This window comes from Haloarcula japonica DSM 6131, assembly GCF_000336635.1.
GTDB classification, from domain to species: domain Archaea; phylum Halobacteriota; class Halobacteria; order Halobacteriales; family Haloarculaceae; genus Haloarcula; species Haloarcula japonica.
In genome coordinates, this window is sequence record NZ_AOLY01000009.1 from 271,005 (window position 1) to 297,072 (window position 26,068).

At 60.4% G+C, this 26,068-nt stretch carries 28 protein-coding genes and 1 pseudogene; 12 read left to right on the top strand and 17 right to left on the bottom strand.

Translation table 11 applies throughout. The annotated features are described in order from the left end of the window. Positions 1-2 precede the first annotated feature (2 nt). On the top strand, positions 3-1,220 hold the full coding sequence (locus tag C444_RS06685) for a sensor histidine kinase (protein ID WP_004591775.1): 1,218 nt from the start codon (positions 3-5) through the stop codon (positions 1,218-1,220). Here the strand turns inward: C444_RS06685 and purL are convergent, their stop codons facing one another. Then, complete coding sequence (gene purL, locus C444_RS06690) at positions 1,221-3,386, bottom strand: phosphoribosylformylglycinamidine synthase subunit PurL (protein ID WP_004591777.1); 2,166 nt, start codon at positions 3,384-3,386, stop codon at positions 1,221-1,223. Positions 3,387-3,712: 326 nt separating this feature from the next. Here purL and C444_RS06695 point away from each other — a divergent pair, with 326 nt between their 5' ends. After that, a complete protein-coding gene (locus C444_RS06695; RefSeq protein ID WP_004591779.1) occupies positions 3,713-4,078 on the top strand; it encodes a hypothetical protein in 366 nt (121 codons plus the stop codon). A gap of 6 nt (positions 4,079-4,084) precedes the next feature. Here the strand turns inward: C444_RS06695 and C444_RS22640 are convergent, their stop codons facing one another. The 5 genes from C444_RS22640 to C444_RS06720 all read right to left on the bottom strand — a co-directional run bounded on the left by C444_RS22640 (position 4,085) and on the right by C444_RS06720 (position 7,822). After that, a complete protein-coding gene (locus tag C444_RS22640; protein WP_004591782.1) occupies positions 4,085-5,026 on the bottom strand; it encodes a hypothetical protein in 942 nt (313 codons plus the stop codon). Positions 5,027-5,071: 45 nt separating this feature from the next. Further along, positions 5,072-5,614, bottom strand: a complete 543-nt coding sequence (locus C444_RS06705; RefSeq protein ID WP_004591784.1) for a signal peptidase I — start codon at positions 5,612-5,614, stop codon at positions 5,072-5,074. After that, positions 5,601-6,209, bottom strand: coding sequence for a TasA family protein (locus C444_RS06710; RefSeq protein ID WP_080509680.1), 609 nt, complete (start codon positions 6,207-6,209; stop codon positions 5,601-5,603). Before C444_RS06710 ends, C444_RS06705 begins: the two co-directional genes overlap by 14 nt. 131 nt (positions 6,210-6,340) lie before the next feature. Then, entirely contained in the window at positions 6,341-7,045 is a 705-nt protein-coding gene (locus C444_RS06715; RefSeq protein WP_152420775.1) for a TasA family protein, read from the bottom strand. Positions 7,046-7,285: 240 nt separating this feature from the next. Further along, positions 7,286-7,822: a hypothetical protein gene (locus C444_RS06720; protein ID WP_004591789.1), complete on the bottom strand. Its 537-nt coding sequence runs from the start codon at positions 7,820-7,822 to the stop codon at positions 7,286-7,288. An 89-nt stretch (positions 7,823-7,911) separates the two neighbouring features. Here C444_RS06720 and C444_RS06725 point away from each other — a divergent pair, with 89 nt between their 5' ends. Together C444_RS06725 and C444_RS06730 are read left to right on the top strand one after the other, a co-directional pair. Continuing rightward, positions 7,912-8,145, top strand: a complete 234-nt coding sequence (locus tag C444_RS06725) for a DUF2249 domain-containing protein (RefSeq protein ID WP_004591790.1) — start codon at positions 7,912-7,914, stop codon at positions 8,143-8,145. Beyond that, positions 8,142-8,456, top strand: coding sequence for a cupin domain-containing protein (locus tag C444_RS06730; RefSeq protein WP_004591791.1), 315 nt, complete (start codon positions 8,142-8,144; stop codon positions 8,454-8,456). The genes C444_RS06725 and C444_RS06730 overlap by 4 nt, the downstream gene beginning before the upstream one ends. Before the next feature lie 2 nt (positions 8,457-8,458). Here the strand turns inward: C444_RS06730 and C444_RS06735 are convergent, their stop codons facing one another. Both C444_RS06735 and C444_RS06740 read right to left on the bottom strand, forming a co-directional pair. After that, positions 8,459-8,731, bottom strand: coding sequence for a glutamyl-tRNAGlu reductase (locus C444_RS06735; RefSeq protein ID WP_004591793.1), 273 nt, complete (start codon positions 8,729-8,731; stop codon positions 8,459-8,461). Beyond that, complete coding sequence (locus tag C444_RS06740) at positions 8,728-9,012, bottom strand: DUF2249 domain-containing protein (protein ID WP_049909240.1); 285 nt, start codon at positions 9,010-9,012, stop codon at positions 8,728-8,730. The genes C444_RS06735 and C444_RS06740 overlap by 4 nt, the downstream gene beginning before the upstream one ends. A gap of 89 nt (positions 9,013-9,101) precedes the next feature. On the opposite strand from C444_RS06740, the gene C444_RS06745 reads away from it, so the two are divergent. Beyond that, positions 9,102-10,415 (top strand): hypothetical protein, encoded by a 1,314-nt coding sequence (locus tag C444_RS06745; RefSeq protein WP_004591797.1) that lies wholly within the window; start codon positions 9,102-9,104, stop codon positions 10,413-10,415. Between the two features lies 1 nt (position 10,416). Here C444_RS06745 and C444_RS06750 read toward each other — a convergent pair whose 3' ends face one another. The 3 genes from C444_RS06750 to C444_RS06760 form a co-directional block, all read right to left on the bottom strand. After that, the gene (locus C444_RS06750) at positions 10,417-10,713 is read right to left on the bottom strand and encodes a DUF7521 family protein (RefSeq protein ID WP_004591799.1); all 297 of its coding nucleotides are present in this window, start codon (positions 10,711-10,713) and stop codon (positions 10,417-10,419) included. 155 nt (positions 10,714-10,868) lie between these two features. After that, positions 10,869-11,168 carry a DUF7521 family protein gene (locus C444_RS06755; RefSeq protein ID WP_004591801.1) on the bottom strand — a complete coding sequence of 100 codons (300 nt, stop codon included), beginning with the start codon at positions 11,166-11,168 and terminating at the stop codon, positions 10,869-10,871. Between the two features lie 2 nt (positions 11,169-11,170). Further along, on the bottom strand, positions 11,171-11,548 hold the full coding sequence (locus C444_RS06760) for a helix-turn-helix domain-containing protein (protein WP_004591803.1): 378 nt from the start codon (positions 11,546-11,548) through the stop codon (positions 11,171-11,173). Positions 11,549-11,759: 211 nt separating this feature from the next. On the opposite strand from C444_RS06760, the gene C444_RS06765 reads away from it, so the two are divergent. Continuing rightward, positions 11,760-12,911 (top strand): multicopper oxidase domain-containing protein, encoded by a 1,152-nt coding sequence (locus C444_RS06765; RefSeq protein ID WP_004591805.1) that lies wholly within the window; start codon positions 11,760-11,762, stop codon positions 12,909-12,911. 331 nt (positions 12,912-13,242) lie between these two features. Here C444_RS06765 and C444_RS06770 read toward each other — a convergent pair. After that, positions 13,243-14,914 (bottom strand): annotated as a pseudogene (locus C444_RS06770) (transposase). A 172-nt stretch (positions 14,915-15,086) separates the two neighbouring features. On the opposite strand from C444_RS06770, the gene C444_RS06775 reads away from it, so the two are divergent. Further along, positions 15,087-15,572 (top strand): hypothetical protein, encoded by a 486-nt coding sequence (locus C444_RS06775; RefSeq protein ID WP_004591809.1) that lies wholly within the window; start codon positions 15,087-15,089, stop codon positions 15,570-15,572. 1,635 nt (positions 15,573-17,207) lie between these two features. Here the strand turns inward: C444_RS06775 and C444_RS06785 are convergent. From C444_RS06785 to C444_RS06795, 3 genes are read right to left on the bottom strand one after another with little or no spacing between them, the layout of a single operon-like run. Beyond that, positions 17,208-18,005, bottom strand: coding sequence for an ABC transporter ATP-binding protein (locus C444_RS06785; RefSeq protein ID WP_004591813.1), 798 nt, complete (start codon positions 18,003-18,005; stop codon positions 17,208-17,210). Next, entirely contained in the window at positions 17,996-18,838 is an 843-nt protein-coding gene (locus C444_RS06790; protein WP_004591815.1) for an ABC transporter permease, read from the bottom strand. Before C444_RS06790 ends, C444_RS06785 begins: the two co-directional genes overlap by 10 nt. Next, positions 18,835-19,863 (bottom strand): ABC transporter substrate-binding protein, encoded by a 1,029-nt coding sequence (locus C444_RS06795; protein ID WP_193363351.1) that lies wholly within the window; start codon positions 19,861-19,863, stop codon positions 18,835-18,837. The genes C444_RS06790 and C444_RS06795 overlap by 4 nt, the downstream gene beginning before the upstream one ends. Positions 19,864-20,455: 592 nt before the next feature. Here C444_RS06795 and C444_RS06805 point away from each other — a divergent pair. The 5 genes from C444_RS06805 to C444_RS06825 all read left to right on the top strand — a co-directional run bounded on the left by C444_RS06805 (position 20,456) and on the right by C444_RS06825 (position 24,387). Beyond that, a complete protein-coding gene (locus C444_RS06805) occupies positions 20,456-20,770 on the top strand; it encodes an Htur_1727 family rSAM-partnered candidate RiPP (protein ID WP_004591820.1) in 315 nt (104 codons plus the stop codon). Next, positions 20,767-22,002 (top strand): TIGR04347 family pseudo-SAM/SPASM protein, encoded by a 1,236-nt coding sequence (locus tag C444_RS06810; protein ID WP_004591822.1) that lies wholly within the window; start codon positions 20,767-20,769, stop codon positions 22,000-22,002. The genes C444_RS06805 and C444_RS06810 overlap by 4 nt, the downstream gene beginning before the upstream one ends. 248 nt (positions 22,003-22,250) lie before the next feature. Continuing rightward, positions 22,251-22,937, top strand: a complete 687-nt coding sequence (locus tag C444_RS06815) for a PHP domain-containing protein (RefSeq protein WP_004591824.1) — start codon at positions 22,251-22,253, stop codon at positions 22,935-22,937. Further along, positions 22,937-24,031, top strand: a complete 1,095-nt coding sequence (locus C444_RS06820; RefSeq protein WP_004591826.1) for an asparagine synthase C-terminal domain-containing protein — start codon at positions 22,937-22,939, stop codon at positions 24,029-24,031. The genes C444_RS06815 and C444_RS06820 overlap by 1 nt, the downstream gene beginning before the upstream one ends. Positions 24,032-24,180: 149 nt before the next feature. Next, the gene (locus C444_RS06825; RefSeq protein ID WP_004591827.1) at positions 24,181-24,387 is read left to right on the top strand and encodes a DUF2061 domain-containing protein; all 207 of its coding nucleotides are present in this window, start codon (positions 24,181-24,183) and stop codon (positions 24,385-24,387) included. Position 24,388: 1 nt separating this feature from the next. Here C444_RS06825 and C444_RS06830 read toward each other — a convergent pair whose 3' ends face one another. Next, positions 24,389-24,862: an NUDIX hydrolase gene (locus C444_RS06830; protein WP_004591829.1), complete on the bottom strand. Its 474-nt coding sequence runs from the start codon at positions 24,860-24,862 to the stop codon at positions 24,389-24,391. 43 nt (positions 24,863-24,905) lie between these two features. Next, positions 24,906-25,880, bottom strand: coding sequence for a transcription initiation factor IIB (locus C444_RS06835; protein WP_004591831.1), 975 nt, complete (start codon positions 25,878-25,880; stop codon positions 24,906-24,908). Positions 25,881-26,068 lie beyond the last annotated feature (188 nt).

Sequence of the window (26,068 nt, forward strand, 5' to 3'; positions counted from 1 at the left end):
AGATGAATCGAACAGACCTCGTTTCAAAGTTCGCAGAAACGATTGGTATCGAAAAGGCGTCGGCTATCGTCGACGACGCGATGGCTGACCTCGGTATTGGTGGCGAAACGGAGATAGACGGCACGGATGCACAGGACATCTGTGATATAATTCAACACGACAACGAGGGATATATCGCGCTTGTCGCGAGTGAACTCCGCGTACAGCTGGCAGCACAAGAACGGTTTGACGCGCTCCTGGGGAACATTCCGAACCCGGCTGTCGTCGTCGAGTTTGAGCAGCGAGAACCATACGTCAAGTCGATCAACGAAGCGTTCGCGGACTCGTTCGGATACGACCGGACGGACGCAGTCGGAACGGAGCTTCGGACACTCCTCGCGCCGCCCGGAGCCGATTCCGAAGTCATCAGGACAGACTGGTGGGAACAGACTGGCCAGTCGGAGCAAGAGGTCAGACGGATGACCGCATCAGGCGAGGTCCGGACCTACCTGTTCCGGAGCACCATCGTCACCCGTGACAGCAGCCAGCTGGAAGGGTACGGGATATACACCGACATCACTGAACGGAAGCGCCGCGAACAACAGCTGAAACACCAGAACGAGCGCCTTGACGAGTTTGTCAGTATCGTCAGCCACGATCTGCGGAACCCGTTGAACGTCGCATCCGGCCGCACCCACCTCCTGCTCGATGACATCGAGGACCCGGCTGTGCAGGAAGGGCTACAGGAGGTCGCTTCGGCACACGAGCGGATGGCACAGATCCTCGATGATACGCTGACGCTCGCACGGCAGGGCCGAGTTGTCGGCGAGACCGCGAGCGTCTCCATCGAAACCGTCGCGGCCGACGCATGGCAACAGGTCGAAACCGAGGACGCAGCGCTTACCATCGAAACCGACGCAACCATCGAGGCCGACGCCGAGCGCCTCCAGCAGCTATTCGAGAACCTTTACCGGAACGCCATCGAGCACGCGGGCGCGGAATGCACCGTTGTCGTGTCCGCGCCCGAGGGACACGAGCAAAGCGGGTTCTCCATCGCGGACGACGGCCCAGGCATTCCACCAGACGACCGTGAACTGGTGTTTGAACACGGCTATTCAACGAACTCGGACGGGACAGGGTTCGGCCTATCGATCGTTCAGAGCATCGCTGAAGCGCACGGCTGGTCGGTCACAGTCTCTGAGAGCGAGATGGGTGGGACGCGGTTCGATATCCGCTGGTAATCAGGCCAGTTCGTCTTCGATGACCGAGCGCAGGTCGACGATGTCCGCAGCGTCGTACTGTAATCGCTCGTCGTTGACGGTGATGTCGAGGTGGTTCGAGCCGTTGGCCTCGCCCAGTTCCGTCACCGGCGCGACGCCGTCGAAAGCTTCTCTGACGGCCGCCGGGTCGGTCGTCTCGAACACCACGCGGCCGGGCCGTTCGTTGAACAGGAGCCGCTTCCTGGTCCCGCGGTCGACCGTTTCGATTTCGACCGACGCGCCGGCGTCCTCGTGGACCATCTCGGCCAGCGTCACCGCGAGGCCGCCGTGGCTCACGTCGTGGCTCGCGAGCACGTGGTCGGCGTCGGCGACCTCTGCAATCGTCTCGATGGCCGCCGTCGAATCCGCTGGGAGTGCGGGGAAGCGGTCGGTGCCGCCGAACTGCGCGGTGTACTCGGAGCCGCCGAGTCGCGGATCGGCCTCACCTTCCAGTGCGGTGTCGCCGACGACGACGAGCGTTCCCTCGCCGGACAGCGACAGCGGCGGGGCGTCATAGCCCTCCTTGACGCCGACCAGCGCGAGCGTCGGCGTTGGCGGGATCGGCCCGTCCTGGGAGTCGTTGTACAGCGAGACGTTCCCGCCGACGACCGGCACGTCGAGGTCGCTGCACATGTCCGCCAGCCCGTCGACGATACCCTTGAAGCCACCGTACACGTCGGGCTTCTCGGGGTTGCCGCCGTTGAGGCAGTCCACGGCCGCGTGGGGGGTCGCGCCCTTCGCGGCGACGTTGGTGGCGTTTTCCAGCGCGACGGCGCGTGCGCCCTCGTACGGCGCGGCGTCGGTCCAGTTGGGGTCCGCGCCGGCGGAGAACGCCAGCCCCGTTCCGGCTTCGCGGATGGCGAGCAGGGCGGCGTCGTCGCCGGGCAGGACGCTCGTGCGGACCTGTACCTCGTGGTCGTACTGGCGGTACACCCACCGCTTCGAAGCGCAGTTCGGGCTGCCAATGATCTGCTCGAAGGCCGCGTCGAGCGATACCGTCGGTAGGTCCCGTTCCTGTTTCGGTGGCGCGTTGCTCGGCAGGTCGTTCATCGGCGCGCCGTCGCCGAGGAACTCGGCGTCCACGTCGACGACCGTCTCGCCCTCGAAGGTACAGACGTAGTTCGTTCCGGCTTCGGTGAGCTCGCCGATGACCGAACAGCCCAGGTCGAACCGCTCGGCGAGTTCGGCCACGCGGTCGACGTTTTCGGGCGCGACCTCGTACACCATCCGCTCTTGGCTCTCGGCGAGCAGGTACTCCATGGCGTTCATGTTGGGCTCGCGTTCGTGGACGCGGTCGAGTTCGATTCGCGCGCCGAGACCGCCCTTGGCGACCAGTTCGGAAGACGCGCCGCCCAGGCCGGCGGCCCCGAGGTCACGAGCCGACTCGACGAGCGCTTCGTCCAGTAGCGCCTCGTTGCACTCGATGAGGAGCTTCTCCGAGTACGGGTCGCCGACTTGGACGGCCGGCCGGTCCTCCGTTTCGGCGTCCTCCGCGAGGTCCTCGCTGGCGAAAGACGCGCCGCCGAGGCCGTCCCGTCCCGTCGCGTTGCCGACGAGAACGAGCTTGTTGCCCGGCTCCTGGGCCTCGGCGGTGATGGTCCGCTCGGGCTTCAACAGGCCGATACAGGAAACGTTCACGAGCGGATTGCCCTCGTAATCATCGTGGAAGGCGACGCTGCCGGCCACGGTCGGGACGCCGATACAGTTCCCGTAGTGGGAGATCCCCTCGACGACACCCTCGAAGAGATAGCGGGAGTGTTCCCGCTCGAAATCACCGAAGTACAGGCAGTCGGCCAGGGCGATGGGGTAGGCCCCCATCGACAGCGTGTCCCGGACGATACCGCCGACGCCCGTCGCCGCCCCGTCGAACGGGTCGACGTAGGACGGGTGGTTGTGGGACTCGACGCCCATCGTGATGTACATCTCTCCGCCGTCGCCGTGGGACGGCAGGGAGACGACGGCCGCGTCGTCGCCGGGGCCGATAACGACCTGATCGCCTTCGGAGTCGAACGCCGACAGCAGGGGGCGAGAGGAGCGATACGCACAGTGTTCGCTCCAGAGGTTCTCGAAGAGAGCGGCCTCCGCCCGTGTCGGCTCCCGACCGATCTCCTCGACCACGAGTTCGTGGTCCGCGTCGGACAGGCTCATTACCTCGTCGTGGCCGCCCACAAGATAAGTCCCTTTCCATGCACCCGCGCTGGTCGGTGCTGCCGCCGACCGTGTTCGACCCAGCTACTGACGAGTAGCTGACGTTGCCTCACGGTTCCGAGCCGATGAGGTAGTTTCAAAATTGAATTGGAGAGGAGAACAGCAGTACAAATGCGGATTTGTAAAACCTCTTTAGAGGTCCCAATAACCGTAGAAGTGCGCTAACTGGGAGTCGAATTCAGATCCACTCTCAAAACGACTGGACAGTATCAGAATATATAATCAGGTGTCGGGATATATGTGGCTGCTGGGCATACTATCCGTCGATGACTACCGCCGACATCGACTGGCTGACGCTTGAGGGGAGTTCCTTCTCCGGCCGGTCCTTCTCCAGCGTGTGGGCGGTGGCGCTTGCGACCTACGGGGTTGGCGACGTCGTAACCACAATCGCGATCGTCTACTTCGTCCCGACCTTCACCGAGGCGAACCCGGCGATCCGGTGGGCGATCCAGTCCTTCGGCGGCGGGGGCTTTCTCGGACTCAAGCTGCTCGTCATCTACTGCTGTCTCGGCGTGAGCCTCTGGGGCGGCGTACTCGACGAGGACCCGCTGCTGTACTACGGCCCGCCGGTACTCCTGACGGTGATGGGACTCGGTGTGACAGGGTTCAACCTCAGTCTGCTGTTCTCCTGAAAACTCTCACGAACGCAGTTGTTGCAGGACGATTGGTACGGTGATGTCGACGCGGTCACTCTGGACCTCATTGCCGGTCGACTCGGGCAGCGTTACCTCGATCTCCACCGTCGCCTGTTCTCCACCGGCGACTGCTCGCGTGCCCTGCTCGGAGGCCCCGTCGAGCGTGGCCAGCGTGACACTCGACGTGTCCGAGCCGGCCAGATACTCCGTGGTCCCGTTGGCGTAGGTAACCCACAGTTTGACCTCAAGGTGGTCGGATAGCTCGCCGGTTGCCGCTGTGTCACCCAGCACCCGCTCTGGTTCCCTGAGCCCGTTCTCGTCGTCGCTTACGTTCACGTCGGCAACGCCAAGCGTCCCCGCGTCCGAGCCGCTGTTCTGGACGACAACCGATCCGGATTCCGTATCGCCGGGGGCGAGTTCACCGACCTGCAATAACACTGCGGAACCCTGTGTCTCCAGCGACAGATTGCCGGACGATCCGCTGTCACCCCCGCCGCCAGCGGAGCCCCCACTGCCACCAGAAGACCCGCCGCCGCTACTGGACGATCCGCCACCGCTACCGGACGAGCCGCCGACGTTGTCCGATGGCTCTTCCGTCGTCTCGCTGGTATCGCCGTCGTCGGGCCGGCTGTCAGACAGGATCGGTGTCGGAGTGGGCGTCGGCGTTGCATTCACGAGGTCGCTCGGCGGCGGTGACCCACTGCCACCGCTCTCAGTCGGTGTCTCGGGTTGGGACGGGTCAGTCCCCGCAGGCGTCGGCGTCACCGTCGCCTCTGCCGGCACCGGTGTCATCTCGATGGCGGGCCGTCCGGGTGCCGGGTCGTCGCTAGTGAGGCCGATCGTCCCCACGCCGGCCCCGATAACGACGAACAGGATGAGAAGGAGCAGTCCGACGAGTCGCTTGTTGTAGTTTCCGTCCTCGTCCCGAAAGATGCCGTGTCCCATCCCCAGGTCACCTCACCGTTCCTCGCAGCCGGCCTGTTCCATCGCTCATTGCTCTCTGTCTCCCGTTCCCGAGAGCAGGTCCCGGATTTCGAGGATTACAAGAAGTAGCGCGGGACCGACGACGAGTGTCAGCAGGCCCATACGAGTCTGTGAGAACGTAATGACGTGTCCGATGTAGGGGACGCTGAACGTGACGACGCCGACGACCGCCGCCGAAGAGACGGGTTCCGGATCCAGGTCCTCGTTTGCGTCGCCTTTCGTTCTGAACTGCCGCTGACCGTCCTCCGCGATGACATTGATCACCCGGTGGGTGACCCGCGATGTCGTGCCGCCGGGCGAGCGGTCGTAGGTGATAACGTCGCCCTCGGAGATATCGGCCGGCGGGACGCTGTTGACAAACACGACCGACCCGGCCTCGATAGCAGGCGACATACTCGAGGAAAGAACGACGTAGCTCTCGTCCGCGCCGACCGCCTGCGGCACCGCGGTGGCAACGAACACCCCGACGATGATAAGCAGGACTCCGAGGCCGATCCAGTTGGCGACCCGCCGCCAGTCGACGCCGTCGTCGGTGTTACTGGGAGTCATGCTGGTTTAGATGGAACGTGGCAGTGATCTCGACCCCGTCGCCCTGGAAGCTGTTTCCGACGCTCTTGGCGAGTTCCAGCCCGATGGTAAATTTGGTGCCACTATTGCCGGGGTCATCGAGATCCACCAGGTCGTTCTGTGTTGTCTCATCGGAGCCATGGGCGTTGTCGGCCAGGTCTGCAAGCGTCGGGGACGGATTGTCTGTCGTGATCTGGTCGGTGAGGTCCGTTTCCCCATACGTCAGCGTCACGACGGTGAGGTTCTCGGCTACCGCAGATGCGCTCTCGTCCGAATCGTTCTGTGCACTGTCACTTTCCACGTAGTCGAAATCCACATCCAGTGACCCGGCAATCGTGCCGGCATTGACGAGCCTTACCGTATCCGTTATTTCCGTTCCGGGAGCGAGCGCCGTACTGAAACTGAACGATGCACTCTCAGCAAAGCCGAGGTTCAGCGTCCCGGCCGAAATCCGGTTGCCAGTACTGTTCTCGCTGTCGCTGAAATACGCCATGGTCCCCGCTCCCGTTGCAGCACTGCCGGCACCGACGGTAACGAGGCCGCCGAGTACCTGCCTGCGGGTCACGCCATCGGTCACGCCCGTTCACTCCGCTGGGACAAGTCAGGCACAGTTGCCGTCCATGACGACGGGCGTGTGACCATTAGATTGGGCGTCGTAGTCATTCTAATTGACTGCTCAGTTGTTCCAACACTAAGCCGGGACGTCAGTCAGTTTGATGCCTGCTCTGACACTATTTGGATATCAAAACCGGCGCTGTCGCCCTGAACGACGTTACCGGTCTCCTCTCTCGGAAGCTCGTAATTCAATACGAGATACTTAGTCTCATCGGTGGTTAGCGACTCTGAGAACGCATTGTTTCTCCCGACTGCGTCTGAAAGTTTCGTATCGCTGCTGATTACTCTCGTTACGTCGGTGGCCGAGACAGTCTCTCCAGTTGTTGTTCCGACGGATGCACCGGTCAGGTCACCAGCCTCGATGAACACCCCAATCTCTAGATAATCGTCAAGTTCACCATCGCTGTTAGGGTCCTCGCCATCTGAGTTCGTTGTCAGTGATTCAGTAAGACTACCGTCTTCAGATACATCCCCGATGTTGATGCTTTGGAGGGTCGCATCGATGCTCCCGTCGTTCGTCAGTTCGATAACGAGGTAGCCGGAGTCGCCGGGAGCAATATTACCGAAATCAATTGATGTACTCCCACTGCTGTTCGGATTCAGTTGGAGATCCAGCGTCCCGGCAGTGACGCTGTTCCCGCTGCTTGTTTCCGTATCGCTGAACGCGGCAAACGTCCCGGCACCCACTGCCGCACTTGCTGCACCAATTGTTGCAATACCACCCAGTACTCTGCGTCGCGTCAACTCGATATTATTGTTTGACATGTATCTCTCACCGTGGAGATTGAGAGGCTCCACCAGCCCACCAAGCAACGGATTCCCCCATCCAGTAAACTTGGTCTACTATGAGTAAATAAGCTGTTGGGATAAGTTTTTCCAACTTTTCAGCCGTCAAAGCTGCTGTACAGGATGGGAGCAGCTATCACAATATTACGGAAGGGTGCTCGCTAAAAGAGATAGTAATATATTCTTACCAGGGTATTGTCGCCACTGACCCAGTTTTAATTGTAGTATTCATCTCAGTCTATTACAATACTGTCAGAACGGAACGCTCTCGTCGGACGATTCGTCTGTATCGTCCATCCGGAGTTCACCGGTCTTCCGGTACCGCGTTTCGAGGTGCTGGAGTTTGTCGTTGATACTCGTGCTCTGGTGGTGGCCTGGGCTCACGCGTACACGGACGAGGTCGTACTCGTGGCGGTCCGACAGCCCGTTCCAGGCGCGGAACGCGCCGACAGTCAGCGTGTCACTCTGGGGGCAGAACTCGGTCGTCGGCGTGAACTCGGCTCGCAACACGCTCCTGTCGTCCGTCTCACGGCCGTAGCGGAAGCCCGCATCCGGGTGCCGATGATCGAGGTTCAGCCGTGCGAGGTTGTACCCGAACGTCATGTCGTACACACCACGCTCGTCGAACAGATCCATCGTGAGTCGGTGGAACGCGGCGTGATCGGTGCCAGACAGTACTGCTGTCTCAGACAGGAACGGGCCGGGGTCAGGGTTGTGTTCGGGCACGAACGTCCCGTAGCTATCGAACCCGACGTCTGAGCCGCCGCGGAGGCCGGAGAGAAGGCTCATATTTAATTGGATGGGCGGCATCCATCAGGACCTACTCCCGAACCTGTTCGGGAGAACCCCCTCGACGACGCCCGGCGAACGTTCAGGTGATGCCAGCTACCACACTCGACCTGCGCGAGACGCCGCCGCCCGAGCGACACTCGAAGATACACGACTCCTTCGAGGCGCTGTCCTCAGGGGAAACGCTTCGAATTATCAACGATCACGAGCCAAAGCCGCTGTTCTACGAGATGCAAGCCGAGGTCGAGGCGTTCGACGCGGCGAACTACCAGTGTGAGCAGGACGGCCCACAGAAGTACGTCGCCGACCTTCCGAAACAATGAGCGAATCTACCATCACGGAAACGGAGCGAGCAACGCTTGGCGGCGACGGTGACGGCCGGATGAGGTTGTTCGACGGGGAGCCAAAGACCGTCCGGTTGACGCTCGATGCGGGCGAGTCGATCCCGGCGCACAAGCATCCCGGTCGGGATATCGTGTTCCTTCTCCGTTCGGGTGCCGTGGACCTGACGCTCGGCGACGAGACGGTGTCGCTCTCTCCCGGCGACGTGGTCCGTTTCGACGGTGACCAGGACATCTCCCCCGCCGCAACGGCGGACAGCGAGGCACTACTCGTTCTGGCGTCGTCGGAGTAGGCTCACTCGAACAGGGAGATCGCCGTTTCGATCCGCTCGTCGTCCGCACTCTTCGCCGCGTCCTGTAGACTTGCTCGGGGGACAGCGAGCAATCGGTCGACAAGCCGTTCGCTCAGTTCTTCAACTGCCAGCCGCTGGTCAGCCGTCAGTTCGCCGTCCTGCTGTAGCTGTGACAGCGTCCGTTCGAGTTGTTCCTGCTGAATCTTCGCACCACGGCTGTCGATACGAGCAATCGCTTCTTCGACATCGACAGGCGGCTCCGTGTTCTGATTCATCTGTGCCAGATGACCGTCACTGTCGCGTCCTCGGCCTCAACACTTTCGAAGTCGTAGCCTCTGTCTTCGAGTTTCGGATAGAGATGCTGTGGAGCACGGTCGTTGAACTGGACGAGGACGGTGTCGTCGTCCAGGTCCGCGAGTAACTCCAGCGTCTGCTTGAGCGGCTTTGGCGGCCCCAGCGACTGCACGTCGAGCCGTTTCACCGGTGCGTCATCGGGCGCACCAGTTTCCGAAATCAGGGCTGTGGTTTGCTCTGTTGGCTGGTGGTTCGACGTCATGTGTTCCCGTTCGGTTGTGAGCGGGCCGACCCTTTCCCCGAACATATTCGGCCACATTGCCAGCAGGGACAGGGTCGTACTAAACAACAATGAGCGGAATACCCGCCGACGTGGATGCAGACGCCGCACCGCCGATGACGGTTCCGTTGCGTCATTTCGTCGTCGCGCTGGCGTTTCTAGTCGCCGGTGTCACCGTCGGGGTCGTCGAGGGGCGGGCCGGCCACCTCGCACAGGTCCACCTCCTGCTTGCGGGGTGGGTCTGTCTCACCATCATGGGCGCACTGACGCAGTTCGTCCCGGTCTGGTGTGGAATCGAACTCCATTCGCGCCGCCTCGCTGCTGCGCAGTTACCACTCACTGCGGTCGGGTTCGCGGGTCTGGCCGCTGGCTTCCTGACAGCGACTCCTACCTTGTTGCCAGTCGCCGGAGCGTTCGCGCTGATCGGTGTCTGGACTCTTTGTTACAACATCGGTCGGACGCTACTCGCTGTGGAGCCCGACGTCACAGCGATTCATTTCGGCTGGGCACTGGTGTTTTTCGCCCTCGTGACGGTCGCCGGAATAGTGCTGGCGCTGGACCATGCCGCCGGCGTCCTCCCGTTTCTGGGGATCGGCCGGCAGGGGCTCTTGCTGGCCCACGGGACACTTGCCGTGTTCGGCGCGGTCCTGACGACTGTCGCGGGCGCGCTGGCACAGCTCGCCCCGATGTTCACACAGGCCGACACCGGCAGCATCGACGCAGCGGTTCAGCGGGCTGAAACGGCCGTCTATCCGTTCGGCGTTCTTGCGCTCGCCGGCGGTCGCCTGATTGGGTCACCAGTTCTGGCCCGGTTCGGCGCGGTTATCGTCGCTGCTGGCCTTGGCGTGGTGGCGGTGCTCCTGGCGCGACAGCTCGTCGGGGCGCGCGTTGAGTGGTCATCAATGCTGACCCGCTACAGCGTCGCGGCGCTGTCGCTGTTTCTCTGGGCAGGGCTGACGGTAGTCGCATGGTGGACCGACCCGCTGGCGTACGCTGGGCTGCTCGGTCAGCCGTCGACGGTGCTGCTCGTCGGCGGCATCGGCTTCGTCGTCCTCGGGACGCTGTATCACGTCGTCCCGTTCATCGTCTGGGTCCACCGGTACAGCGACCGCCTCGGCTTCGAGGACGTGCCGATGGTCGATGATCTGTACGACCACCGAATCGCGGCAATAGATGGTGTGACACTGACAATTGCGTACGGCCTCCTCGTGAGCAGTCAGTGGCTTGAGACACCGGATGGCACGACATTGGTCGCCGGAGGGCTCGCGTTTTTCGGGACCGTCCTGTTCGCAGGCAACCTCGTCGCCGTCCTCGTCGAGCACAGCCCGCAATCGCTACCAACACTGCTGACCGGCCGTGAACGTACGCCCGCCGAAGACTCGTAACTCAGTTCGTCGTGGTCGGCTGATCAGTGTACACCGAGTAGGTCAGAATAAAGAACCCCGCAGCGGTGAACAGCTCCTCGACAGTGACGCTCTGTGCCACTGGCATCCCGACGAACTGGTGGAGGCTGCCGCCGAGTATTGCGCCCAGTGTGACGAACCCGATACCGAGACAGAGCGCTCGCATCGCCGGTGCCTGAGTGCGGCGGTATGCGCGGTAAGTCAACGTCGTCAGTATCACACCGCAAAACAGCGTGACTGTCTTCATCCCGATTAACAACACTGCGTTCGCTCCAAGCATGGCTCTGATTGACACGTCCGCATAAATATACCGTCCGTAGCGTTTCCAGTCGATGGGAATACCAGTGTCGCGACGCGATACGGACCGGTTGCCGCTCCGGTCGAAATCGAGATATGAGATGCGAAAAATCGCCGTATAGGTGCGCTACAGACCCACTACCGAACGTACAGCGAGTACAGGATGATACCCAGGCCGATGGCCGTCAGCGAACTCGACGTGAACACGCTCACAGCGAGCAGTTGCTGGCCGAGATACCTGCCGACAAGGATGTCGAGGACACCGCCGGCAAACGCACCGAGGGTCACTACCCCAAACCCGTAGGTGAGCCACTTGTGCTGGGGGCTTTTCGTCCGGCTGTACGCCTGATACGAGTAATACGTAATCAGTCCGCCAAGAATGAGAATCAGTGTCTTCGAGACGACGATGCCGACCTGTGAGCTTGGGATGTGTACCATGATTATGTCTCCTTTCGCACCTCAGACCAGAGGTTTTCGAGCCGTTGGTCCGGCGTCCGAGCGCGGTGTGAGATGTCGACGGTGAGCGACAGTTCCTCGTCGAGACTGATGACGACCTCCTCGAAGTCGATTGCGTACCGGCTGGCGTGTTGGCCGTCCGACCTGACTTCGACGCCCTCGTACAGCAACGAGGACTCCGTCAGTAGTTCGAGTTTGCGGTAAGTCGTCGATAGCGGTACGCCGCTCCGGTCGGATATCTCGCTCGCCGTCAACGGTTCCTCCAGTACGCTGACAATGGCGCGACAGTCCTCGTCGTCGAGTGCGTCGAGGACCGTCTGTAACTCCGGCGTCTCCTCGTCAGCGAAGGGGTCCCGGACCATCCTTGATCGATACTGCCCGCCCAAGACGTTTAATGTAACCGACTTGGAAGCGCTTATCGCCGGACACAGCCACCGTTTTCGCCACATAGCACGCCATATATGGGGCACTTATCCGTAGCCGTTCGTTCGTTCCCAGTAACTGAGAACGCTTCTGTCGGTCTGAGAACTCCCTTCGGGGGTTTATACTGTGGTGTCTTATCCCCACTTGCTTATGGAAGACCAGATTGGCGCACCCGGATCGGGCATCTCTCGTCGTGACTTCGTGAAAGCCTCCGGCCTCGGTGGCACGGTCGCGCTTGCGGGCTGTACCGCCCCGGGTGAGGTTCCGACCGAAGAGTCAGTCGACACTAGCACAACCCCAGCACAATCCGACAGCGACCTCCCAACCACGTCGCCGCCTGAGATCGTCAACGTCGACGAGCAGGGTGGCGAAGTGACGCTTTCCTCGGTGCCAGCTAAACACGAGGCCCATCCCGGGAAATCGATGGGCGGCCCCGTCGAGCTCCCGCAGGTATGGGCGTTCAAGGCCGACGACGGCGAACCGAGCGTCCCGGGTCCGATCCTCCGGACGACGGAGGGCGAAGACATGGAGGTTACCTTCGACAACACCGACGGTATGCGCCCGCACACGGTCCACTTCCACGCCGTCCAGAAGCAGTGGGAAGACGACGGCGTCCCGACGACGACGGGTATCCGTATCGACCCCGGTAAGAAACACACCTACACCATCCCCGCGAACGTGACGGGTACCCACCTCTATCACTGCCACTACCAGACCCATCGTCACATCGACATGGGGATGTACGGCATTTTCCGTGTCGACCCGAAGGGGTACGAACCGGCCGACAAGGAGTACTTCATGACGCTGAAGGAGTGGGACTCCCGGCTCAACCGTCAGATGGCCGGCATGGATGCCAGCTACGATCCGCGGAACCGCCGCCCCGATACGTTCACGGTCAACGGCAAGTCGGCACCCCGGACACTGCATCCCGAAGACGGCTCGCCTATCATCGTCGAGCAGGGCGATACGGTCCGCATCCACATGTGCAACAACGGGTACATGGATCACCCGATGCACATCCACAACCACCGCTTCCAGGTGACTCACAAGGACGGCGGGAAGATTCCGGAAGCCGCCCGCCACGACCAGGACATCACCAGTGTCCCGCCCGCCGGTCGGCACACGATAGAGTTCGAGGCTGACGCCGATCCCGGCATCTATCTCGCGCACTGTCACAAGGTCAGCCACGCGATGAACGGGACCGCTTACCCCGGCGGGATGATCACCGGCGTCGTCTACAAGGAGGCGATGGACACCGACATCTTCAAACAGCTGATGGACTACGCTGGCTACGAAGCGTAAGACAACATTCCGATAGGCTGCATGACTTGACTGGTCTTTTTCGCAGTGCATCTCGGCTGAATCCAAGGACTGCACTCCATCCAATACACACAGGCGTGGTTCGTCAATAAATCAGATACTGCTATACTGAATCACTCCATAGGAAGTTGAGACTACAGCGGGTTTAGCGGGGCTGTGATGGGTGGTCTCGGCCGATCCAGTGAATGGAAACTGACTCAGATTGCTCTCCAAACGGCCAATCTTGTTGAATCACCAACCATACATGCGAATTTCGACGACTTCCGGCAGCGTAGCCACTCAAAGTCGCTCAATTACAGTGAGAGTCCCTTCTCTATCCGATTCCAGTTTTCTTCTTCAACAGCGTTAGCGTATTATCCGCTGTCACCATCGGTGAGTGTTCATACTCACCAGTCAACTCGACTTGCACGAGCAGATCCACCGCTCGCCAAATCGAGTACAGCAGACATGCGAACGCGAAGTAGAAGAATCGAAGCCCGAAATGCTTCGCCGTCGTCGCGGCCATGAATCTCTTGATCGATCTGTATCCGCTCTCGATCTCCCACCGATACCCGTACTCAGTGAGGAAGCCACTACCGCGATTGGACATGAACACCGATGGCGGTGATCATCACGCTCGGAGTCCGCCTTCCGTCGGTAGATCAGCGTCGTCTCGTGCCATTCGTTCTTCCCGAGGTGAAGTTTCCTGTCGGTCTCGTACCTATCCTGGCCTCGCTGAAGCAAACGCTTTGCTTGGGCTTTCTCACTGGTTTGCATCCGTTTTGGGACTACATACGATAGTCCACGCTGGCTGAGTATCTCCAGAATGTGCTGGCTGTCGAACTCACGATCCATCAGTACGTTATCGACGTGAACGGCATCTTGGGCTGAATCCAGCAGATCCTCAACGATCTCTTTCCGTGATTCGCCTCTTCGCACAGGACGGGCATCCAGCACAATCGGAACCGCATTGCTAACCAGTTGAACAGTGGCCCACTGATGGGCGTACTCATCAGTCTGCTCTTTTGTCCCGATAATTTCGTCCTCGTGACCAGTCCGATCCCCAGTAAACGGGTCGGCTTCCGTAATATCGATAGCGACGATCCCAGCCCGGAAGAACTCCCCCGTCTCTGCGACTTCATCCAGTAATCGATTCACGGCTCGTCGATACATCTCTCGAATCTGCTCGATAGAGAGACCACGAATCTGCTCACGATGGGCGTGTCCCAACGGCGTCCGCTCCCGGGTCGATTCGTAGACGAAACTGCGGGCTCCTTCGTTAGCAGCCAATCTCTCCCGAAGTCCGAGATGCGTTTGTAAGTCCCAGTAGGCGTTCTCATGGATTTCACAACCAACCACCTCGTCTAACGAGAAGGCTGGGAAGATGATGTGGCTGACGTGGTCTGTAATCGATGCCGCTTCGTCGAGAAGAGCTTGATCGTCTGGGCTTGATCCGGTTGCTTCGTCATCGTGAGATGGAAAGTTCCGGTCTGGTTCGCGCGGAACAGCAACACCCGCATCCTGGGCTTTAATTAGAATCGTCCGTGCCACTGCCTCAATTGTCTCACGAAGCTCTGTAGCGAATCGTTTGTGCCAGCTGCGCCACAGCGTCGACTGATCTGGGACCATCTCTAAGCCTAGTTGCTCACGGAGGTCAGGATGGTGGGTAAGGTACGTGAGGAGTGCCGTTTCGTGGGCCCAGCCGTGTAGTTCCTTGAGCAGAAACAGTCGGAACAGTTGGTCCATTTCGTACTGGGTTGCTCTAGAATACTGGTCGTGTGATCGAAATTGGAAATACGTTACTGGGTAGTGAGACACAAACTCGTCGACGGAGTTGTGGTCCTCGTGGTCGAACCATGCGAGGCAACAGTTCGAATGTCTTTTTTGAAGGCGGCGAGCGACCTCCGATCGTAGAGCGGCTTCTAATCATATGCTGGCCATTCAGCGAATGATTGCTTGGCGATTCGTCGAAAGCCAGTGTGTTGAGAATCACAACTCGCAACCACTGCAAGATGCTGGTCACGACACGCCCAAAAATTCGTCTAACTGGTAATAGAGAAAACACATTCAGCTCTCAATATCGCTAAGTAGTATCATTGCGTGTAACTGGTCAATCCCGATGTGGTTGGTAGCCTCGTACTTATCCACCCTCAGTCACATTAGTTAAGATATAAATTAATGGATATTACATCGCAGCCGTTAACCGAACAGCACCTCTGGTGGGCCACGGTCGCATCAACATTGTTCGTCGCTGCAGCTGCGACCATCGTCGTTCCACTGTTCGGCTGGCCATCCCTATCAACTTCGGGTGGGGCGTTTGCAGTCGCTATCGGCCTGGCGGTAGCACTGGTCGGGTGGGTGAGCTGGCTCGGGGTCGAACGGTATAGTAGTGAGCATCCAGTGCTGGGCGGCGTGGTCGCTGGTGTTGTCACCGGGATTGTGTCACACCCAGTCGCATGGTTTTTGGGGCCAGTAATTGCTCGCTCGGATCTCGGCGGTGGCTCGGTTTTCTTGCTCCCGTTCATGTCGGTCTTCAGTCTCCTGCTGTTGGTTTGGTTCACTGTGCCGCTTGGGATCATCGCTGGCGTGACGACTGGCCTGCTGCGTGTGGCTACGCATCGGAGGAACTTACAGAACGGTCTGGGTTCGGAACGGGAGAAATAGTGACCTCTCTCTACTCACCGACTTCGGTGACTGCTGGAGCAGGAACTCCCTGCTTCGCCCGATACGCCTCGGCGAATAAATGCTGGCCTGCTCGTGAGCGAACGGAATCCGTTGACTTTCTTGCTGACTGACCTGGTTTCGGCTTTGTTGAACTCATCAGAACCTGATATTTTTCACTTCCTCAATCGCTCAGTACAGAGAGTATATCGACCAACCCACTGGTACCAGATGTCAATACCATTCAGATCAAACAAGGGAAGCAACTAACTTGCCCAGAATGAGGACGACGACAAAAACACCGACCCAGATTGCCGCGGCCAGAAGAAAGTCTATCGGGTTTCCCGACCCCTCAAGCCCAATTTGTAGAATGGAATACATGCTGGAGGATACGTATGTGCTATCCTGATATAAGGGCTGGGGGGATGATGCATACGCAATCTCGATTGTGCGGTCAATTCAGGCCACAGTGTCTGAAATCAATACCTTGTGAAGAGTTGTATGACACCCTGCAGTGGGACTTATTTTGCGGTTTTACATAAGATATGATTGAAATCTGTGAATTGGCCACATTAAAGAATCTATTACCGAGACGCCTACTGAAATCAACAGAAGGGTACAGATCATCATGATGAAGCCCACGATTATGCGTGGGAACCGGTTCTCTATTAGAAAATTAAATCGTCCCCAATCTGCCCCATATAGATATCTCCGAATCCACCACACACTCGCAACCCACAGCCCGAAACCAACGATAGTCACAATAATAGCATACACCGAACGGAAAGCTACTATCATATGTGAGGTAATGTCAAGGTATATTATAATAACGACGGAACCGTTGGAGACGAAAACTGACTTTCTAAGATTTGTGCGCTGAGTTTGCTGCCGTCCCACGATCCACCATCCCCCGATGTGGTCCTTTTCTGTCATCGACTGTGTTCTTGTATCTGAGCGGGGCGAACGGGCGGAAGGAGGTCCGATCCGGTGAAAGCCCGTCAGCGGTGAAGTGGTCGAACGCCGTATTCTTGCTGTCACCCTGCCACTCAGTCTCCTCACGGAACGGCGGCTTGTCGACTTGCGAACTCCTCGAATACGGCGCGTGTGCTGGATAGACACTCGCGTCCCAGACTCGGATGTCAGAGATAGCAGAAAGGAAGTCGGTATCGGAAACTTTGATGTCAAATGGGTGTAACCTCAAATATCATATGAATATCGATTTACGGGACGTTGTGGTGATAGTTACTGGGTTTCTCGGGTCAGTACTGGGAGTCATCGTGGGGCGGGCGGTCGAGATAGGAGCGGTCGCTGTTTGGTCGTTTGCGTTTCTGCTAGTTTCTGTCGGGCTTGCAGTGGCAGTTACGTCTCGAATCTGACCCACGGTCAGTCCTTAGAGGTTGATGATATCGTGAGTAAGCACAATACTAAACAGTTGATCCGCCCTAATCTCTTTGATATCACCCTGACCTACTCACGCCATATGCATTGAGAGGGTCAGCCTCAACTGCTGACTCCCCAGCATGAACCTGTGTTACGTGTGGTCATCGGACCTATTTGTTGTAATGAGACGACACTGTCAGAGGCAGTCAGAGAGTACTCCCTGGTGTGTCGAGAGAGTGTCTTACCATCAAATGTCGGTCATTGAGAATACTCCGTAGGTACCGTCAGACTACCGAGTTCATCTCTGATTCGGGCGACGTATTCGATGAACTCCTGTGCTGTTCGGTGGCGTGGACGATCGATATCGACAGTGATCGTAGATTGGACAGTTCCGGAGTCGGCTTCCATGATGACCACGCGATCGGCCAGGGTCACTGCTTCGTCAATGTCATGGGTGACAAACACGACAGTCTGTTCAGTCTGGCTCCAGATATCGAGCAGTTCGCCGTGTAGGTGGTCGCGCGTCCGGGCGTCGACACTGGCGAACGGTTCGTCCATCAACAGAATCTCCGGATCGACAGCGAGGGCGCGAGCGATCCCGACACGCTGTTTCATTCCGCCGGACAGCTCCTTCGGATACGCGTTCTCGAAGCCTTTGAGGCCGACGAGGTCGATCAACTCCCGGACTCGTGCCTCGCAGTCCGGGCAGTTACAGGCAGGGCGGTCAAGGCCGAACCGGATGTTCCCACGGACGGTTCGCCAGGGAAACAGTGCGTACTCCTGAAAGACCATGCCACGGTTTAGACCTGGATCGGTGACCGGGTTTCCGTCAACGAGCACTGAACCGCTATCCGGGGTTTCCAGGCCCGCGATTGCCCGCAACAGTGTGGTCTTCCCGCACCCGGAGGGGCCGACTACACAACAGAATTCGCCCTCCGTGACCGAGACAGAGACATCATCGAGCGCCTGGGTCGACTCGTATGCTCTGCTGAGATTCCGAACGCTGATCTTCTCGCTGGATGCCTGATCGGTGGACCGACTCCCACTCAGCGCCATGCGAGGACCCTCCGTTCGACTACTCGGAATCCAACGTCCATACAGAGAAACGCCAGGCTGATCAGGAACATATACGCGACGCTGGTTGCCATCGCGAGGTTGTTCGAGGCATTGATGATCTCGTAGCCGACGCCGGGCGCGCCAAACAGTTCGGCCCCGACGACGATCATCCAGCACCGACCGATGCTCGTCCGAAACCCCGTCAACAACTGGGGAGCAGCACTCGGTAGTGCAACGAGTTTCAGCATCGAACGGTCGCATTCCACGCCGAGCGTCGAGGCAGCATCGGTCAGATCACTCGAAACTCCGTTGACACCACCGTATGCGCCGTAGAAGTTGATCCAGAACGCACCGACGAAGACGATAAACGCCGCACCGGTATGGTGGATGCCGAACCAGACAATCGCAAAGACCACCCACGCCAGTGGGGGAATCGGTCGAAGCGCCCGGACGAGCGGCTGTAACCAGTCGTCGAATTCGCTGTTCCAGCCCATCGCTAGCCCGAGACTGACACCACACCCGGCACCGAGGAGGAGGCCAGGAACATAGTGGAACAACGTCTGTGCGAGGTGTGCGAGCCCAGTCGGCAGCAATAGGCGGGTACCCAAGATGGGGACGGCAATCGTAGTCGAAGTCACAAACAGGTCGACAAATGCGCGTGCTGAATCGAGCGGTTTCGGCACCAGATAAGACGGCTGAGTCGTCACCGCGCCGAGCCACCAGACGAAGAGGAACACGAGGAGACCGCCCAGTCCGCGCAGATACCGCTGTAGATCACTCTCGAAACTGTTGGCGAACACCGTGTCGGAACTGGTGTATATTTGGAGGGTCATTCTTGAATGGCGTCGTACGGGTCGAACGCGAAAAGGTCATCAGCCCGGACCGGTCCCTCAATGTTTCCGGCGGCTGCGACGAACTCCCCCATCGTCTCGGTCTGATCAGTGATCGCATGGGGATCCGAAACGAATGCAGACGCTCTGGAGTCCATGGCCGCTGTGGCGAGGTCCTCGCTTACCCCCGATCCGATCACCGATGCAGCGTGGGACGCTGCTGTATCCGGTTCAGCCGCCGTGAACTCGGTCGCCGCAGTGTGCTGTTCGACCAGCGACTGCGCGACCTCGCTGTCGTTGATCACTCGCTGATTCGCGAACAGCACTGTAACCGGGTGGCTTTCGAGTATATTTCCGGACCAGGCGAGTTCGCTGAACGCCTCGTCCTGACCGATGATTGTCGCGAACGGCTCCTGAATGATCGTCGCGTCGATGTCGCCCGACTGGATCGTCTGGACTGCCTTCGTTGGCGGGACAGTCGACTTGGCGATGACGGTGTCCATCGCACCGATATCGAGGTGCGCTTCGATCCAGTACCGAAGTACGGTGTCGGGGACGCTCCCGTCCGGCGGGGCACCGAACCGTACCTTACGGCCATACTCCTGCTCGAAGCGCTCGAATGTGGCCGCCCCCACCTGCTCGTAGCGGTCGACCAGCTCGGTCGTCGCCATGATTTTGAAGCCGTTTTTTGAATTTGCCGCAAGGATACCGGCGTCGGTGCCTCTGTCCACGAGAACCATTGCAGGGGTAATTCCGAAGAGCGAAACGTCGACATCTCCGCTGGCAAACGCCTTGACGACGCTGGGGCCAGAACTGAACCGTTCTATTGTGATGTCCGCCGGGATGTCCTGATAGTAGCCCGCCTGCTCCATCACGTAGTGCTGCATATTCGGATAGATTGGAACGTATCCGACAGTCAGCGAATCGGGTGACCCGCCGCCTTGACCGAGACAGCCCGCCACTCCCGTCACACCAATCGTGGTCGTCCCTGCTCTCTGGAGTAGTCTTCGGCGTGAAATCTGATCCATCAGTGTTACTAATCTAATCAGCTATTATAATAATTCCTGTGATTTCAGAGTAAGAAGTTAATAATAGGTGCATGGTGCAGACATCGCCTTGTTCAGTCCGGCTCAACGCGAAACAGACACAGTCGATGACGGCTTGCGATCCGAGATATCCACCACTGCCGAAACAGGAGAACAGTGCACGGGAGTGGGATATCACGGTCAAGACGTGCGAGAGCCGTTTCTGCTGCAGTCGGACGGCCAATATGATGCCGCACCGTCGTCCCGGTCGACATCGCTATCGTGGCCGGGGCGTACGGGAAGTACCCGTTGTTCCCTGATGCGACAACGAGCATCGTGACGGTGTCTTGCCCCGTCGCAGCAGTTCCACATCTGTCGCAGTTACTCGTATTGCTGAGTGCCGACGCCACCGACAAGGAGATGCTCCATCCCTGGATGAGTCGGCAGTATCGCCCCCTGCAGAACGGTCGTGGCCTCGTGGCTGCTGCCGCCTCCTTGCCAGCGTTCGCCTCGTTTCAGCGTTTGGCGACTGAGTAGTTCCCAGTAGCTGAGAACGCGCTAGCCCCGTTTTTTTGGGGGAGTCTAACAGAGGGGTATGGAAGAGTTCGACCACGAGGTAGACGCCCCGCGCGGCGCAACGAGTCGCGAGTGGGAGGTGTTCGTCCGTGAGGATACGGCGGACCCACTCACCCATGTCGGCAGTGTCAGCGCGCCGTCCGCCGACATCGCCAGAGAGCAGGCAGCGGCGCTGTTCGCACGGACTGCCGTCACAATGTGGGTGTGTCCCGCCGACGAAACCCACCGTTATCAGTCGGATGCTGCGACGCTTGGATCGGGGAAAGCGGGAGATGACGCAACCATGAGCGTCGACGAGATGGAGTCGGAGACGCTCCGGGGTGAGAACCGATGATCTCGGTCTCGAAACTGCTCTGTGACCTCGACGCCGAAGGGGACGGACTCCGGTACGACGCGGCCAACGAGTCGACCAAACGCCAGATCCGCGACGAGAAGCAGCGCCGGCCCGTCGTCGTCTGGAACGTCACCAAGCAGTGCAACCTCTACTGTGACCACTGTTACGCCGCCGCTGACACCGAAATCGCCGACGGCGAACTCTCGACTGCGGAGGGGAAATCGTTGCTCGATGACTTGGCCGACTACGGCGCACCGGTGGTGCTGTTCTCCGGCGGCGAGCCGCTCGTCCGGCAGGACCTCGAAGAGCTGGTCACCTACGCGAACGAGGTCGGCGTCCGCCCGGTGCTTTCGACTAACGGGACGCTCATCACCGAGGAGCGCGCCCAGTCGCTCAAGGACGCCGGGCTGAAATACGCCGGCGTCTCCGTCGACGGCCTGCCGGAGCGAAACGACGATTTCCGCGGGGTCGACGGTGCGTTCGAGGGTGCGGTTCAAGGGATCGAGAACTGCCTCGACGCGGGATTAAAGACTGGCCTCCGGTACACGATCACCGAGCGCAACGCCGCGGACCTGGAGGGGGTCGTGGACCTGCTGACCGACGTAGGCGTGGACCGCTTCTGTTTCTACCACCTCGACTACGGCGGCCGCGGGACTGAAATTGTCGACGCCGACCTCACACCCGAGGACCGCCGGCAGGCAGTGAAGCGAGTCTGTGACATGACCCGCGAGTACCACGACCGCGGGGAGGAAATCGAGACGCTGCTGGTCGGGAACTACGCCGACGCGGCCTACCTCGTCGAGTACGCCCGCGAGCACATGAGCGACGCACAGGCCCAGCGGGTGTACGAATACCTGCGAGTCAACGGCGGCGATCCGACCGGCGAACGCGTCGCCGACGTGGACTACCAGGGCAACGTCCACCTCACGCAGTTCTGGCAGGGGTACTCGCTGGGGAACGTCCGTGACCGCTCGTTCGGCGATATCTGGGAGGACGAGTCGAACCCGCTCCTGACGGCGCTTCGCAACCGCGAAGAACACCTTACCGGCAAATGTGCCGACTGCCGCTACGCCGAGGTCTGCCGCGGGGCGTCCCGGCTCCGGGCGCTTACCGTCGAAGACGATCTGTTCGCTCCGGACCCGCAGTGTTACCTGGAGGAAGAGGAGGTCCACGGGCCACCGCCGTTCGATACCGGTGAGAACTCGATGGCGGGCGAAAGCTCGGCCGACTGAGCCGGGGCGGCCCACCCCACTTTAATCCCCATCAAGCTGAGGGGGACTACTCATTCCTGCGTACCGGTAATTGCTACATGCGACCGTTGATTGACGGTCGTATCGTCGGGAAGTGCACGCTCAGTCTCGTGGGACAGATGGGCGTTCCTTCGGGCATTCGGCCGCCATGGACACGGCGGCCGGTTTGTTCTCTGTGAGCACGGGGGCGGACCGGGGCGTTTTTGCCCTGCCCCCCGTTATCGACACCTGTGCAGTCGGTTGAGCTACACACGCATTCGTCGCTGTCGTACGACGGCCGGGACCCGGTCGAGCTCCTCTTAGAGCAAGCCAGCGGCGTCGGTCTGGACGCGCTGGCCGTGACTGACCACGACGAAATAGACGCCAGCCTCCGGGCGGCCGAACTCGCCCCGGAGTACGGTCTCGTCGGTATTCCTGGGATGGAGGTCACGTGTGCTGCTGGACACGTCCTCGCCCTAGGGATTCAGGAGGCGATTCCACCACACCTCCCGTTTGACGAGACGCTCGACCGCATTCGCGACCAGGGCGGGCTCGCGGTCGTTCCCCATCCGTTCCAAGAGTCCCGCCACGGCGTGTTAGAACACATCTCGAAGGACGAACTCGCCACCGCCGACGCCATCGAAGTGTACAACTCGCGGCTGCTGACCGGGCGGTCGAACCGACAGGCAGAACGGTTCGCTCGCCGAAAGGGGCTGCCGATGACCGCCGGCAGCGACGCCCACATCGCGGAGATGGTCGGGCAGGCGGTCACCAACGTTGGTACGGACGAGCAAACGGTCGAGGCAATCCTCGACGCCATCCGTGAAGGCAAGACGACCGTCGAGGGTAAGCGGACGCCGTGGCGCATCAGCTTCCGGCAGGCCGCCGGCGGGGCGAAGCGGCGCGTCAAGAACGGCATCGCGGAGCTCCTACAGTGATGCAGGGAGCCGATCCGGACACCGTCGCCGACGCCCTCGCGAGCGGCGACGCGCTCCCAGGTACTGGCGGGTTCGCGGGCGAACTGGACGGGACGCTCGTCCGTGACGTTCTCGGGCGGTACCCACTGTTCGTGGAGCGTGCTGTTTCTGACGGGGAGCGGCTCGACCCCGAGCAGTGGAGCCACGACCCGACGGCACTGGCCGACCCGCAGTCGTTTCCCGCTGGGTACGTCCGCGACGAGGGGGGCCACGGACGCCGCTTTTCGCTCCCGTCGCCGGACCCGTTCGATACCCACGAAACGGCAGTCGAGCGGGTCCGTGCTGCTGTCGAGACGAGCATCGACGCCGTCGACACCGAGAACCTCGCAATCGCGTTCTCCGGCGGCGTGGACTCGGCGCTGCTCGCGGCACGACTCGACGCGCCGCTGTACGTCGCCGGCTTCCCGGACAGCCACGACGTCGAAGCGGCGCAGTCGGCCGCCGATCTGCTGGGAACCGAGGTCCGCGTGGTCGAACTCACCCACGACGCCATCGAGCGGGCGGTCCCCGAGATCGCCCGCGCGACGAACCGGGTGAACGCGATGGACGTGCAGATAGCGCTCCCGCTGTACCTCGCTGCCGAACGGGTCGCGGCGGATGGCTTTGACCGGCTCGCGCTCGGACAGGGGGCCGACGAGCTGTTCGGCGGCTACGCGAAAGTCGCCAAGGCTCCCGAAGACCCTCGCGTCGAGGCCAACACCGTCCGCGGAGCCCAGCGAGAGGTCGTCGCTTCGCTCCCCGACCAGTTAGAGCGGGACGTGCTTGCACTGCGGGCCGCCGGCGTCGAGCCTGTGACGCCGCTGTTGCACGACCGCGTCGTCGACGCTGCGCTTCGACTGGACGGCGACCTGCTCGTCGACGGCGAGACGCGCAAGGTCGCGCTCCGGGCGGCGGCCCGGGACTCGCTCCCGGACGAGATTGCGGACCGGGACAAGAAGGCCGCCCAGTACGGCTCGCTGGCCGCTCGGGAACTCGACCGTCTAGCCCGACAGGCCGGCTACAAGCGCCGGATGGACGATCACGTCACGCAGTACGTCGAATCGCTCGTGGACTGACCCAGACGCCGTCACCGAAGTCGTTGCCGAGAAGTAATGATATGTAATTATACTTTAGTGGCTGGCCCAGATAGTTAATCTTGAATGACAAGTATGCGGGTTGGACGCCACTCTATCGAATCTCCGCCAGTACAGTGGGGTGAACGATAATGACGCAACACCGGCGGTCAGTCGCCAAAGCCGTGAGCTACCGACTGTTCGCGACCAGCGTCGTGTTCGGTATCGCCTTCCTGTTTACCGGTGAACTCGGTTCGTCTGCGAAAATCGGGCTTTCGGCGGCCATCGCTAAGACGGCCCTGTACTACGTGTGGGAACGGCTCTGGGCCAACATCGACTGGGGCGTCGCTGAGGCGTAAGTCACTCTTCGACAGCATCGATTGCTTGCTGGCCGACCTCGACGACATCTGCCAGAAGTTCCTCGCTCCGGTCCTGTAAGTCGTCAGCGGAGAACCACTCCCAGTCGTCGGCCGGCTGTTCGCCCGGTCCCGGCGTGATGTCGCGGCTCTCTGCCCGGCCGTAGAAAATGAAATCGATGTGCTGGTGGCCGACTTCGCCCTCCGCGTTGACGTTGATATCCTCAAGCAGGAAATGCTGTGGCTGTGGGATGGAACGGACCGTCTCGCTCTCGATGTCCTGCTGTGGAGCGATCAGGTCAACGTCGAGCCCCAGTTCTTCGCGCGTCTCGCGAAGCGCGGCCTCGTGAGGCAGCTCGTCGCGGTCGATGTGCCCGCCGGCGGGCAGCCACATATCGAGTTTACTGTGTTCGTGCAACGCGACGCGACCGTCGCTGACGGCGTAGACAGTTGCGACAAAATGGCGAGTCGTCTCCATACCGACCGAACGGCACAGCCGGCCGTTTAGGTTACGATACCAGTTACGGGTGGATGTTGTCTTCCGCTTCCAGCAGTTCGTGGTAGCGGTTACGGATGGTGACTTCGGAGATGTTGGCGACCTCGCTGACCTGACTCTGGGTCACCTTCTCGTTGGTGAGCAGCGAGGCGGCGTAGACGGCTGCGGCGGCGAGGCCGACCGGCGATTTCCCGGAGTGGACACCCTCTTGCTTGGCGTTCTGGAGAAGTTGGCGGGCGCGCCGTTCGACCTCCTCGGAGAGGTCGAGATCCGACGCGAACCGCGGAACGTAGCTCTCGGGGTCGGCCGGCTGGATTTCGAGGCTGAGTTCGCGGACGACGTAGCGATAGGTTCGTGCGATCTCGTCTTTCTCGACGCGGGAGACGCCCGCGATCTCGTCGAGCGACCGGGGTGTGCCGGCCTGCCGTGCGGCGGCGTACAGCGACGCCGTCGAGACACCCTCGATGGAACGGCCGGGCAGGAGGTCCTCGTCCAGTGCGCGGCGGTAGATGACACTGGCCGTCTCCCGGACGTTCTCGGGGAGTCCGAGCGCGGAAGCCATGCGGTCGATTTCGCCCAGGGCCTGCTTGAGGTTGCGCTCCTTGGAGTCGCGAGTCCGGAACCGCTCGTTCCAGGTCCGGAGCCGCTGCATCTTCTCGCGCTGGCGTGAGGACAGGGAGTTGCCGTAGGCGTCCTTGTCCTGCCAGCCGATGTTCGTCGAGAGGCCCTTGTCGTGCATCATGTTCGTCGTCGGCGCACCGACGCGCGACTTCTCGTCTTTCTCCTTCGAATCGAACGCGCGCCACTCGGGACCGGGGTCGATCTCGTCCTCCTCGACGACCAGCCCACAGTCTTCACACACCGTTTCACCGCGCTCGCTGTCGGAGAGTAACGCCCCGCTGCACTCCGGACAGACGAGTGACTCCGACTCCTCTTCCTCCGTCTGCTCTGTCTCCGTTTCGCGCTCGTTCGAGTATCGGCGGATGCTGGTATCGGTCATTTGTTGGGGGGTGGGACAACCGGGTATCGTACCCGAAAAACGTGTTGTACTATACTGTTGTGTCCACGGCGGCTTAAAACTTTTGTCCGTTTCAGAAGTCCAATTTTCGGAACGGGAAACAAGAGTTGGCAAATCTTGTGTATTGCCTTGCATAAGTATTAATTTTCCTATACATCTGCCCGGTGTTT